The sequence below is a fragment of the Hypnocyclicus thermotrophus genome (assembly GCF_004365575.1).
GTDB classification, from domain to species: Bacteria; Fusobacteriota; Fusobacteriia; order Fusobacteriales; family Fusobacteriaceae; genus Hypnocyclicus; species Hypnocyclicus thermotrophus.
Genome location: NZ_SOBG01000003.1, coordinates 98527 through 111025 on the forward strand (window position 1 = coordinate 98527; position 12499 = coordinate 111025).

9 protein-coding genes are annotated in these 12499 nt (G+C 21.6%); 2 read left to right on the forward strand and 7 right to left on the reverse strand.

Annotated elements, in window-relative coordinates; genetic code table 11:
* Window positions 1-49: 49 nt before the first annotated feature.
* Genes EV215_RS04030 through polA form a run of 7 tightly spaced genes read right to left on the reverse strand, consistent with a single transcriptional unit; the run spans window position 50 to window position 9841 of the window.
* Window positions 50-1603, reverse strand: a complete 1554-nt coding sequence (locus EV215_RS04030) for an NAD(P)/FAD-dependent oxidoreductase (protein WP_134112712.1) — start codon at window positions 1601-1603, stop codon at window positions 50-52.
* Window positions 1603-3150 (reverse strand): Eco57I restriction-modification methylase domain-containing protein, encoded by a 1548-nt coding sequence (locus EV215_RS04035; protein ID WP_134112713.1) that lies wholly within the window; start codon window positions 3148-3150, stop codon window positions 1603-1605. Before EV215_RS04035 ends, EV215_RS04030 begins: the two co-directional genes overlap by 1 nt.
* Window positions 3134-4600, reverse strand: a complete 1467-nt coding sequence (murJ, locus tag EV215_RS04040) for a murein biosynthesis integral membrane protein MurJ (RefSeq protein WP_134112714.1) — start codon at window positions 4598-4600, stop codon at window positions 3134-3136. The genes EV215_RS04035 and murJ overlap by 17 nt, the downstream gene beginning before the upstream one ends.
* On the reverse strand, window positions 4600-5286 hold the full coding sequence (locus EV215_RS04045) for a segregation and condensation protein A (protein ID WP_134112715.1): 687 nt from the start codon (window positions 5284-5286) through the stop codon (window positions 4600-4602). Before EV215_RS04045 ends, murJ begins: the two co-directional genes overlap by 1 nt.
* Window positions 5279-6229: a bifunctional riboflavin kinase/FAD synthetase gene (locus EV215_RS04050; protein WP_134112716.1), complete on the reverse strand. Its 951-nt coding sequence runs from the start codon at window positions 6227-6229 to the stop codon at window positions 5279-5281. The genes EV215_RS04045 and EV215_RS04050 overlap by 8 nt, the downstream gene beginning before the upstream one ends.
* A complete protein-coding gene (whiA, locus tag EV215_RS04055; protein WP_134112717.1) occupies window positions 6230-7126 on the reverse strand; it encodes a DNA-binding protein WhiA in 897 nt (298 codons plus the stop codon).
* 21 nt (window positions 7127-7147) lie between these two features.
* Window positions 7148-9841: a DNA polymerase I gene (polA, locus tag EV215_RS04060; RefSeq protein ID WP_134112718.1), complete on the reverse strand. Its 2694-nt coding sequence runs from the start codon at window positions 9839-9841 to the stop codon at window positions 7148-7150.
* A gap of 248 nt (window positions 9842-10089) precedes the next feature.
* Between polA and EV215_RS04065 the strand changes: the two genes are divergently transcribed.
* Both EV215_RS04065 and EV215_RS04070 read left to right on the forward strand, forming a co-directional pair.
* Window positions 10090-11886 (forward strand): EAL domain-containing protein, encoded by a 1797-nt coding sequence (locus tag EV215_RS04065; RefSeq protein ID WP_134112719.1) that lies wholly within the window; start codon window positions 10090-10092, stop codon window positions 11884-11886.
* A 162-nt stretch (window positions 11887-12048) separates the two neighbouring features.
* Complete coding sequence (locus EV215_RS04070) at window positions 12049-12483, forward strand: MarR family winged helix-turn-helix transcriptional regulator (RefSeq protein ID WP_134112720.1); 435 nt, start codon at window positions 12049-12051, stop codon at window positions 12481-12483.
* Window positions 12484-12499 lie beyond the last annotated feature (16 nt).

The window sequence follows — 12499 nt, forward strand, 5'->3', positions numbered from 1 at the left end:
ATTTCTCTTTTAAATTTTTAATGATATAAGGCTCTTTTCAAAAATTATTTTATTCAAATTCTCCAAAATTCATATCTACAACTTTCATTCCATCAATTGCAGCACTTATAATTCCACCAGCATATCCTGCTCCTTCACCAATAGGAAAAAGATTCTCTATATTAATTGATTTTCCTGTTTTATCTCTTGTAATTCTTATAGGTGCTGATGTCCTAGTTTCTGGTGCAATTAGATTAGCATTTTTTGTAAAAAGTGGCATTTTTTTCTGCCAATATTTCAATGCATTTATCATATTTCTATTGATAACTTCTGGAAAAAAATTATTTAAATTATATGAATATAAGTTCATTTTATAACTTGATTCTATTTCTTGTTTGGTTTTATTATTTTTTAAGAAATCATTTACACTTTGATATAAAGCTCCATAAGTAGATATTATTTCATATGTTTGTTTTTCAAGTTTTTCTTGAAGCTTCATACCGTCAAATAATTTATTTCCATAATCATTTTCTCGAATTGCTACAACAATAGCGGAATTAGAAAATTTTCCATCTCTTTGACTATAACTCATTCCATTAACAAGTGATGTATTTTTTTCAGAAGCAGCATTAACTATTTCACCACCTGGACACATACAAAATGAAAATACACCTCTCTTTTCATTTTGGTTATTATAAGTAAAATTATACGTTGCACTTCCCAATATTTCACTATTATAAAATTTTCCATGTTGCATTCTATCAATATCATATCTAGGACTTTCAATTCTCGCTCCTACTGCAAAATCTTTATTTTCTAAAAACACATTATTTTTATTTAACATATAATATGTATCTCTAGAACTATGCCCTATTGCTAAAAATAAATAATCAATATCTATTAATTCATTTTTATTTATTTCTATTTGTGATATTTTTTTATTTTTTATTTTTATGTCTGTTAAAATAGAATTAAAATAAAATTCTCCACCCATAGATTCTATTTTTTTTCTTAAATTAGTAACTACTACTTTTAATACATCTGTACCTATATGTGGCTTATAATCAAATAAAATCTCTTTTTGAGCACCACATTCTACTAACGTTTTAAATATTTCATCTTTATATATACTCTTTACTCTTGTTGTTAATTTACCATCGGAATACGTTCCTGCTCCACCTTCTCCAAATTGTATATTCGAATTCGAATTAAGCTCATTTTCTTTTATAAATAACTCTATATCTCTATCTCTTTCATCTATTTTTTTCCCTCTTTCAAAAATAATAGGTTTATAGCCTAATTTACAAAGTCTATATGCAGCAAATAAACCTGCAGGCCCTGTTCCTATTATCGCTATTATTCCTTCTATATTTTTTGATTTTATTTTTTTTAATTTCTTTTCTTTTACTTCTTCAAATTTTGTATTTATCTTTTTATTTAGTTCAATTTCTACATTATATAATAAAAAAATACTATTTTTATTTCTACTATCAATCGAACGTTTTTTATATTCTATTTTATTTATACAATTTTTATTTATTCCATTTTTTTTTAAATACTCATATATTCCTTTTTTTTGATTTATATTTACAGGAATTTTAATATTTTCTACTTTTATTTTCATTAAATTTCTCCTTCAAAAAATTTATCTATTTTTTCTTGAATTTCATCACTATACGATTTTATTTGTTTTCTTACTAATTTTTCTATATATTTTACCTTTTCATCATCATTAGGATAATAAATTGGTGTTTCTTTTAATGGTGTCGCATAGAGTTCCAAATTTTTTCCTTTTCTTTTTCCATTATAATAAAACCATTTATAAAATGTAGATGAGTTTAAGTATCCAAGTATATAAAAAAGATTAATACTACTCTCTTTTTTTGTTAAATAATATATATCTGCACTTCCATAAAAATCTTTTTTAGTATAAGCAAACATATTTAATTTACATCTTTGACGTGAAACAATTTTTTCTTTTTTAAATATTTCTTCATCTCTAGCCCATTGCAATTCATACCAGTTTATTTTTTTAGTTTTTACTTCTCTACGCTCAATTAATTTATCGTAAAAAGGTCTTAAATATTCTTCTAATTCATTATTTATCTTAATTTTATTATCTAAATAAAGTATCCAATATTTATTTCTTTCATCAATATTATATATATTTATATCTGGACTTTTATAAAAAGGTCTTAAATATTTTTTAAATTTTTCATTAAATTCTTTAAAAATAAATGCTTTATCATAACCACTAATAATTCCTTGATTAATATATAAAATATCATCTAAAAAATAAGTTTTTTTATTAAAAATAGTATTTAATTTTAACAATTCCTTTTCTTTTGCAATTACTATTTTATTTCTATAATTAAATAAATATTTATTATTTAATTTAAACTCTTGATTATTTGATATTATTTTTATATTTTTTTCAATATTATTTTTTGTTATAGAAAATATTATATTATGTTGACCAATAGCATCTTTAAATACAGATTTATTAATATTATTTATATAATAAAAACTGCAATTTTCTTTTATACAAGTCCTTAATTTTTTAGCATAATCAGCTTGTAACCAATAATTAGTAGTAATATACGTTAAAATTCCATTCTTTTCTAATATTTCTATTCCTTTTTCTATGAAAAAATAAAGATAATCCATTCTTCCTTCATAGTATTTTTTACCAAATTCAGTTTTTTTTATTTTATCAAATATTTCTTTATTATTTTTCTCGCCTAAATATGGTGGATTTCCTATAACAATATGATATTTTTTATCAAAATTTTTTAAAAGAGAATCAGTTTGATAAAGTTTTATTTTTTTATTTACTAATTTATATTTATCAAGTATTTTTTTTATTCTACATCTTAATACAGATAATGCTTCTTTATCTATATCATAACCTTCTATCCAAGTACTTATGTAATCATAATATCCAAAATATCTTTTATGCAATTTTATTAAAAATTCTATTAAATCAATTAATAAATTACCTGAACCACATGATAAATCAACAATTTTTAAGTTTTTTAAAGCTTTTTTTCTATCTTGAAACCCAAATTTTTTATAATTAGAAAAAAAATATCTTAGTGATATGGCACTCATATCTCTAGATATTTTTTGAGGTGTATATACTTTATAATTACTATTAGTATTTAAATACATTTTTTCCCTTTCTTTTTATTGGATAACTCCAAATTATTAGATATATTGTCACAAATGAAAATAATTTTATAAAAATATTATTAAAATACAATGATACAATAAATGCTATTGTTGCAATCAAGCTAACTATTAAAATAAATCTAACTATTTTAAATAAATTTAATTTAAAATACCTTTTATTAAAAATAAAATATAATAACAAAAAATTAATCATTGCAGATATTGATGTAGAAAGTGCAAGTCCTATATGTTTTAGTTGTTTTATCAATAAATAATTTAATATTATATTTATAAAAATGGAAATTATAGAAAATATTACAGGTGTTTTTGTATTTTTCATACTGTAAAATGCTCTACTTAGTAAATGTATTGCAGAGTAAAAATATAAACCTAATACATAATAAAAAAGCGATTCACTCGTTAACTTAATAGCTTCATTAGTATATTTTCCATATCCTAATATTAAAAATATTATATTTTTTGAATATAATGTAAGAATAAAAATACTAGGTATAATAAAAAATGCAAGTATTTTTAATCCCTGTTCAATGTATGACTTTGCTTCATTAAGATCTTTTTTTTCGATAGATTTTGATAAATGGGGATAAATAATTGTAGATAATGATATTGCAAATACACCTAGTGGTAAATTATATATTCTAGTAGCATTTTCTAATGCTGAGACTGAACCACTTTTTAAATATGAAGCAAAATATACATCAAATACGGAGTTTATTTGCCTTGCAAATATTCCCGCTAACATCGGAATAATTAAAACAAATATTTTTTTTAAATACTCATCTTTAAAATCTATTTTAAAACTGTATATTTTTACTATTTTAAAAAAACTTGGTAATGTAATAACTAACTGTAGTATACCACCTACTGTTACACCTGTTGCAAGCGCGTATACTCCTAAATTTTTACTATATCTAATAGCAAATATAATAATAGATATATTAAATAAAAGAGATGTAGATGCCGGAATAATAAATTTTTTAAAATTATTAAGTATGGCACATATCATTCCACTAAGACCAATAAATAATATATAACTAGACATTATTTTAAGTAAAATTGATGCTAATTTTTTTGTTTTTTCATCATATCCATTTGCTATGAAACTAATTATATTTTTTGAAAAAAATAAATTTAATGCTGTGATAAGTATTAAAAATATAAATAATAAATTTAATACCGAAAAAATAAGATTTTTAGCTTCTTTTTCTCCAAATTTAACCTCTTTTTCATTATATAAAGGTATAAATACCGTTCCTAAAGCCCCTTCACCTAAAAGTTGTCTAAATAAATTTGCTATTTTAAAAGCAGAAAAATATGCATCTGTTGTATAATTCGCTCCAAAAATTGTAGCTATAATTATAGTTCTAATTAACCCAAGTATTCTACTAAGCATTGTAATTATCATTACAATAATTCCAGTTCTAAACATTAATTCTCCTTTTTTACTATATATTTATCTTCTTTTATATCTATTTTACCATATCTATATAATTCTAATATTGCTAAAAACAAGTATACTCTATGCATTTTATCATTTGCACTTTGAAACAAATTAATATAATTTATTTTTTGATTATTTTCAATATTTTTTATTAATTTTTCTATTTCATCTTCTAAACTATAAATATTTTCTACTACTATTTTTAATTCTTCTTTTTGTGAAGTTTCAACAACTGTTTTATATGCAATAAAAAGCTTTTCCAATGTTAAATCACTCAAATCCACTTCATTATTCTCAACATTTATTTCTTTTAATCCAGCTCGAGTAAATGAAATATTATATTCGTTTTCTTTTTCTTTTAAAAGTTGACTCAATTCCACATATTGTTGATATTCTAAAAGTTTTATACTTAATTCTTCTTTTCTTTTTTTATGTAAAGAATAATTTAATACTGAAAGTGCTTTTATCTCTAATAAATCTGCAGCCATCGCTAAAAAATCTGCTTTTAAAGGTATATTATCTATTTCTAGTTTTTCTATTATTTCTAAATAAGTTTCAATTAATTCTAATATATTTATTTCCGTAATATTAAGCTTTTTTTTATTTATTAAATGAAGAAGAAGGTCTAAAGGACCTTCAAAATTTTCTATTTTAACATTTATATCATTATTCATTTTCTTTCACCTTAAGATGATTTTCCCATATTATTATATCATTTTTTATAGCTTCTATTAATTCTTCCATTGTGTCAAATTTTTTTTCTTCTCGTAGATATTTTTTTACTTTTACCATTATTTCCTTCCCATATATTTCTTTATCGAAATTCAAAATATGTACTTCTATATGATATTCATTTTCTATATTTTCGTTTACAGTAGGATTATGTCCTATATTTAATAATCCATCATAAATATTATTATCTCCTTCTACAATAACTTCTACTCCGTATATACCATTTGGTGGATATATTTTATTATATGTTTTTATATTTGCCGTAGGAAATCCTATTTTTCTACCTATTTTTTTCCCGTGAATTACTTCTCCCATTATTAAAAATGGATACCCTAAATATTTTTCAGCTAATTCCATTTCACCTTTTTCTATCAATTCTCTAATCAAAGTGCTACTAATAATTGTATTGTCAATAGTTACTGGCTTTATAATAGTAGTTTTTATATTAAAATCTTTCGCCATTTGTATAAGATCTTCTGCTTTTCCTGCTCTTTTTGCTCCAAATGTATAATTAAATCCCGCAAAAAGATGTTTTGCTTTTAGTTTTGTATAAATTATTTCACTTACAAATTCATAAGGTGTAAGCTTTTTAAACTCTTCTGTAAAATGGGCTATTACAAGTACATCTACCCCTATTTTTTTCAATAAATGTATTTTTTCTTTTTCATTGTTTATAAGTATTCTTCTATTTTCATTATGAAATACTTTTTTAGGATGTTCACTAAAAGTCATTACAACTGCTGTTCCATTATTTTTTTTTGCACATTCTACAGATGATTTTATTAATTTTTTGTGACCTTTATGTATTCCATCAAAAGTACCAAGTGCTAAACACACATTTTTATAATCTTTTTTATAGTTTTCTAATCCTATAATTATTTCCATTTAGTTCTCCTCAATAAGTTCATTATATAGCTCTTCTAATCTACGAAATCTATTTCTAATTCCTGATTTTGATATTCCTACTTTATTTGCAATCTCAGTTAAACTTGCTTCTGGATTATTTAATCTCACTATTGCAGCTTCTTTTAATACTGATGATAAGTTATCTAGTCCATAATTTTCAGAAATATAATTTATAATATTAATTTGTTTTTGAGCCGTATCAAGAGTTTTCATTTCATTAGCTACTTCCCAATTCATTTCTCGAATAGTTTTATTTTTAATATCTTTTACCATTGTTATTTCTTCATATTCAAAAAATGATTTCACAGCACCTATCATTACTAAAATATCCATTATATCTTCAGAATTTCTTAAATAAACTAAATGTTTATTTTTCTTTTGTGTAAGAAACACTCTTCTTCCCGTATTTCTAAGTACTTTATATAAAAGTTTAGCTCCTTCTTCTAAATCAATAAAAAAATCAAGAGCATACTCTTTGTTTGGTTCTTTTATATATCCTGTAGCTAAAAAAGCTCCTCTAGTAAAACCAATCACAGCTTTATCTGCAAGCCTTCTAACCAATTTATCTTCTAATTTATTTAAATTTTCAATAAACTCATTATATCCTTTTTGATACGGTATCTCTATAATATATACTTTATGTTCGCCAAAAGATTTTGTTATAGAATATTTTATATGAATCCTTAAACTTGAAAATTCTTTTAAAAATTTATATATTCTGTTAGCTAAATTTAAATTTTCAATTTTCAATAAAATTTTATTATTTAAAATAGCATTTTTACATTTTAAAATTGCTAATAATTCATAATGTTTTTCTTTTTCTATCTCTATTTCTTTTAAAAATACTTCTTCTTTTACTATATTTGTATAAGACATTTTTATCTCCTTAACGTCTTTTTATTTTGCTTCACTCCAATTTTTTGCATATGCAAAATTTACTTTTAATTTTACATTTTGTAATCTTATTTTATTTTCCATTATTTCTTTAATTTTTGGTATCATTTCTTCAAGTTTTTCATCTTTTATTTCAAAAATAAGTTCATCATGTACTTGGAGTAACATATACACATCTTTATTGTCAACTATTTTATCAAATAACTCAATCATTACCATTTTTAGAATATCTGCAGCACTGCCTTGTATAACTGTATTTACCGCCATTCTCTCAGCTTGATTTTTTATATTTTTATTTTTATTATCAATTCCTATTATCTTTCTTTTTCTATCAAACAAGGTTTTTACATATCCATTTTCTTTTGCAAATTTTATTATTTCATTTTGTAAGTCTTTTACTTTTTTATATTTATCAAAATATTTATCAATATATTCTTTTGCATCTTTTACTGTAATATTTAATTCTTGAGCTAATCCAAAAGGTGTTTTACCATATATTATACTAAAATTTACAATTTTAGCAATATTTCTTTTTATCGAATCTACTTCCTCTAAAGTTTCCAAGTCAAATATTTTCATAGCAGTTATAGCATGTAAATCCAAATCATTTTCATAAGCATTTATAAGTTCAGTATCTTTACTTATTTCAGCTAAAACTCTTAATTCTATTTGTGAATAATCAAATGATACAAGAGAAAAACCATCTTTTGCTATAAATGCTCGTCTTATTTTTCTTCCCTCTTCTGTTTTTGAAGGAATATTTTGTAAATTTGGATCTGTTGATGAAAGTCTTCCAGTTGCTGTACCATTTTGATTAAAACTTGTATGTAATTTTGAATTATTGTCAACTAATTTTGGCAATGCTTCTACATAAGTATTTAATAATTTTGTGAGCTTTCTATACTCTAATATATATTTTGCTATTTTTTCTCCACTTCTAACTAATTTTTCTAAAACATCTACATTTGTAGAATAACCTGTTTTTGTTTTTTTTATAGGATTTATATTTAATTTTATAAAAAGAATTTCAGCAAGTTGTTTTGGTGAATTTATATTAAATTCTTCTCCTGCTATTTTATATATTTCTTTTTTTAATTGTTCTATTTTTTCTTTTAATTCAATAGAATATTTACTCAAATAACCTCTATCTAAAGTAATTCCTTCTAACTCCATATTACTAAGTACTGGAACTAATGGCTGTTCTATTTCTATTAAAAGTTTTTCAAGATTTTCTTTTTTTAATTTATTTAAAACTATTTTATAAATTTCTTTTAATGCTAATATTCTTTTAGATAAAAAATCTGCTAATTTTTCTTTTTCAAGTTGTGAAATAGCTGTTTTTCCAAAAATATCTTTTTGAGATTCAAATGCCTCTCCTATTTCATTAAATATAAGTGTATCTAAATCATCTTTTAAATTAGCATATAATAAATAATGTGCCAACATTATATCAAATCCTATTTTAATATTAAATCGTTCATTTAATATATCTTTAAATTTATAGGTAACAAACTTTTTATTTAAATTAAATATTTTTTGAATCTCACTTTTTTCTATATTTTGAGCACCAATATAATTATGTTTATATGAAATATAGTAAATATTATCATCAATTAAAAATAAAAATGCTACTCCATTGAATAAAAATATAACTTCTTCTTCTAACTTTTTTAATTTTTCAATCAAGTTATTTATTTCATTACTATTATTTATAAAAACAACCTTTTTTTCTTTGTTATTTAATTTTTTATTATTAAATTCTTTATTATCATTATTAAAAAGTGATAAATTTCCGCTTTCATCTATTTTATCTAAATCATATTTTTTTATAAATGACTTAAAATCAAGATTTTGACATAATTTTTTAAAAGTTTTTTTATTAATATCTTTATACTTTATTTCATTTAAATCTATTTTTATATCTAAATTTATTTTTATAGTTGCCAATTCTTTACTTAAAAATGCTAATTCTTTATCTTCAATAAAATTTTGAACAAGAGATTTACCAATCCCTTTAAATTCTGTTAATTTATCAATATTTTCATAGACACCTTCTAAACTTCCAAAAGCATTTAATAAGGGAATAGCTTTTTTTTCTCCTACTTTTCTTATTCCAGGTATTCCATCACTTGTATCACCTATCATTCCAAATAAATCAGGAATAAGATTAGCTTTTACTCCTAAATACTCTATTACATCATCATCATTTTTTATATATTTAAATCTATTTTTACCTTCACCTTTTCCAAGTAATACAATATTAATATTTTCATCAACAAGTTGTGCTATATCTTTATCTCCTGTAATAATATATACTTCTATTCCTTGTTTTGATAAATTTTTAGAAATAGTTCCCATAACGTCATCAGCTTCGTGACCAGCCACTTTAAATTTTTTTATATTAAAACTATCCATAAGTTCTTCTATTAGTGGTAATTGTACTACTAAATCATCTGGCATAGGTTTTCTATTTGCTTTATAATTTTCATATTTTTCAGTTCTTTTTAATGTTTTTCTTTTTACATCAAATGTAGCTACTATATAATTAGGTTTTATCTCATCTATAACACTTGATATAATATTTGCTGTACCATAAACTGCTCCTGTTGGCTCACCTTCTTTATTTCTCATATTTAATAGCGAAAAATATGACCTATACATTATTGCACTTGTATCTAAAATAACTGCTTTTTGCATAATATTCCTCCAAATAATTCTTATTACATTTTTTATATTATAACATAATTACTTTTTTAATATAATATTTATTTAAGAATTTTTTAATATTTTATGTAGTATTATATAATAGGAACATCTTTAAAATAACTAATGTAAGTAAGCATATTTACTTAATTTTTTTAGTTTTTTTTTTAAAAAAACTTGTTTTTTTAAAAAAAATTGTTTAAAATATATCATATTTTATTAATTAATGATAGAGGTTAAAAATGGAAATCAAACATCAAATTCAATTAAATCTAAATGAAATGAAAATGTTTAAACATATAATTGATGAAAAAAATGAATATACCAAAAAATTATATAGAGCCTCTTTTATTATAACTGGCACTATTCCTTTTATTTTTTTAATCCAAAAATTTATTACAAAAGAACATATTTCTATACCTTTTATTTTATCTGTTTTATTTTTTTTTAGTCTTCTTATTTTTTCATTTTATACAAAAAATATAGAAAAATTAAAAACAGTGATAATTATTGCGTCATTATTTTTCTTAATTATTTCATTATTATTACCAGATACATATAATTCTTGGCTTATTATTATTTTTGGAGCTATTCCGCTTGCATTTTACACTCAAGGTGTAAAAAGAGCTCTCGATTATTTAATTGTATTTTCACTTTTATTTTTAACGATAATTTTTCTTTATCAATTAAATTTTATAAAAAATATATCTTTTACTTTTAATCCAATGGAAAGTATTGTAATATTTTTTTCTTTTATCATTAATTTAATTCTTATTTATATTTCTGAAAAATATCACGAAAAATATTTCGATCGAGTTATTGAAAAAATTGTATATGACGATATTACAAATTTCCCAAAACAAGATGTCCTTTTTAATAACTTAGATAAAACTAAAAATTATATTTTAACAATTATTAGAATTGAGAATTTTTCAAATTTGATTAGTATTTTTGGATATGAGTTTTCAGAAAATATTCTTTATTATTTAGCAAAAAAGATAAATCGTATTGAAAAAGAATACAATTTTTTACCTTTTAGACTTATTAATAATGAATTTGCTCTTTTATTTGAAATAGAAAAAAACAATCCAAAAGAAAAAATATATAAAGATATTGAATTAATACAAAAAAAATTATCTCGTAATAGATTAAAATGGGGAAAATTACCTATTAATTTATTTTTAAGATTTGGTATAACTATTATAGAAAATGGTAACGGTGAAAAAGCTCTTTCAAACGCTGATATTTCTTTAAAAAAACATAAAGATAAAGAAATTACAATGTATCATCAGTCAGATGATAATAAAGAAAATTTTTTAAATAATATAATTAAAATAAATTTATTAATTAATATCGAAGAAAGATTAAAAGTAGTATATCAACCTATTTATAACAGTAACAAAGAAATCGAGTGGTATGAATGTTTATTAAGAATAAGAAATGATCGTTATGAATATGAATCTATATTCAATTATTTAAAACTAGCTAGAGCTCTTGGAATTTATGAAAAAATATCTCGTTTTGTTATAAATAATGCTGTTGAACAAGCAAAAAATACAAATAAAATGTTATCTATTAACATATCTATCAATGATATTGCTAATGATAGTTTTTTATTTTATCTAAAAGAAAAGTCATTTGAGTTAGGTGAAAACATTAATAAAATAATTTTAGAAATTCTTGAAGAAGATGAAGCTTTAGATATGAAAAAATCTATAAATAATATTGAAATAGCTAAAAAGATTGGCTATAAAATAGCTATCGATGATTTTGGTGCTGGTTATTCTAATATTGTTAAATTTATAGAAATGCCTACAGATATTTTAAAAATTGATGGACATGTTATTAAAGAAATTTTAAATGACAAGTCAATTGAGCTTATTGTAGATACTGTTGTTATCATGGCTAAACATAAAAAATTAAAAGTAGTTGCTGAATTTGTAGAAAATAAAGAAATTTTTGATAAACTAAAAGATATGAATTTAGATTATTATCAAGGTTATTATTTATCAAAACCAATTGACAAAATAGATAAATAAACAAAAAAAAGAGGTATTAACCTCTTTTTTTATTTATTTATTTTTTGTACAATTAAACTTGCAATTTTTAAATATTTAATTAAATATATATTTTTATTGACAAACATTATATATTATGTTAAAAATTGATTAGCCAGCTAACTAAAATAGGAGGTGAATATTTTGAATGAAGAAATTTATAATAAAAATATTGAAGAACTTTTTCATGTAGTTTCAAAAATGCATTTTAAAACCGTAATTCAAGAATTGGAAAAAATAGGTCTATATAAAGGTCAACCACCAGTTCTTTTTATGCTATACAAAAAGAATGGATTACCTCAAAATAAAATTGCTGAAAAAATACACGTTTCAAAAGCTACTCTTAGTAAAATGCTACAACGAATGGAAAAAAATGAATTTATAAAAAGAATAAAGGATAAAAATGATAAACGAATTACTCGGGTTTATATTACTGAAAAAAGTATAAAATTAAAACCTTTAATTGATGAAAAATTTAAAAATATTAATAATATATCTTTTAAAAATTTTTCTGTTGAAGAAAAAAAATTAATGAAATCATTATTATTAAAAATATACTTTAATTTAAAAAATATTTAAAATCTAAATAATAAAA